Origin of the sequence: Dickeya sp. NCPPB 3274, from assembly GCF_000406205.1 — a bacterium.
GTDB lineage: Bacteria > Pseudomonadota > Gammaproteobacteria > Enterobacterales > Enterobacteriaceae > Dickeya > Dickeya fangzhongdai.
The window spans coordinates 1-1,190 of sequence record NZ_AOOH01000060.1; the positions used below are offsets into that span (position 1 = coordinate 1).

Consider the following 1,190-nt stretch of genomic DNA (forward strand, 5'->3'; position numbering starts at 1 on the left):
TTAGCCTTGGAGGATGGTCCCCCCATGTTCAGACAGGATACCACGTGTCCCGCCCTACTCATCGAACTCACGGCCTGTGCATCTTCGTGTACGGGACTTTCACCCTGTATCGTGCGACTTTCCAGACGCTTCCACTGACACACAAGCCGATTCAGGTTCTGGGCTGCTCCCCGTTCGCTCGCCGCTACTGGGGGAATCTCGGTTGATTTCTTTTCCTCGGGGTACTGAGATGTTTCAGTTCCCCCGGTTCGCCTCATTAACCTATGGATTCAGTTAATGATAGTGTGACGAATCACACTGGGTTTCCCCATTCGGGTATCGTCGGGTATAACGGTTCATATCACCTTGCCGACGCTTTTCGCAGATTAGCACGCCCTTCATCGCCTCTGACTGCCTAGGCATCCACCGTGTACGCTTAGTCGCTTAACCTCACAACCCGAAAGTGTCTCGGGATGCGAGCATTTTGAGAGACTCGAACAACATACAAGTGTTACTTGTACGCTGTCGTTTCAAATTTTCAGCTTGTTCCGGATTGTTAAAGAGCAGAATACTTCGCAGCATACTGTCGCCAGTATACTCTGAAGTCATTCGTAAATGGTGGAGCTATGCGGGATCGAACCGCAGACCTCCTGCGTGCAAAGCAGGCGCTCTCCCAGCTGAGCTATAGCCCCAGTAGAAACCTTTACCCGTAATTTCTTCTGAGACAAGGCGTAAAATGACAACGCCTGCATCAGTATGCGGGCTATTTCACAACGCAGTATCAGGAGAAATCTGGTAGGCCTGAGTGGACTTGAACCACCGACCTCACCCTTATCAGGGGTGCGCTCTAACCACCTGAGCTACAAGCCTATAAGGTTTTACTGCTCGTTTATTTCATCAGACAATCTGTGTGGACACCACGCAGGCACTTCAACTCGGTAAGGAGGTGATCCAACCGCAGGTTCCCCTACGGTTACCTTGTTACGACTTCACCCCAGTCATGAATCACAAAGTGGTAAGCGCCCTCCCGAAGGTTAAGCTACCTACTTCTTTTGCAACCCACTCCCATGGTGTGACGGGCGGTGTGTACAAGGCCCGGGAACGTATTCACCGTAGCATTCTGATCTACGATTACTAGCGATTCCGACTTCATGGAGTCGAGTTGCAGACTCCAATCCGGACTACGACGTACTTTATGAGGTCCGCTTGCT

2 tRNA genes and 2 rRNA genes are annotated in these 1,190 nt (G+C 51.3%); all 4 read right to left on the reverse strand.

What is annotated here, in order from left to right:
- Positions 1–429 (reverse strand): 23S ribosomal RNA (locus tag DXX3274_RS00670); the annotation flags it as partial.
- A gap of 166 nt (positions 430–595) precedes the next feature.
- A tRNA-Ala gene (locus tag DXX3274_RS00675) sits at positions 596–671 on the reverse strand.
- Positions 672–772: 101 nt separating this feature from the next.
- Positions 773–849 (reverse strand) — tRNA-Ile (locus DXX3274_RS00680).
- A gap of 69 nt (positions 850–918) precedes the next feature.
- Positions 919–1,190, reverse strand: a 16S ribosomal RNA gene (locus DXX3274_RS00685); the annotation flags it as partial.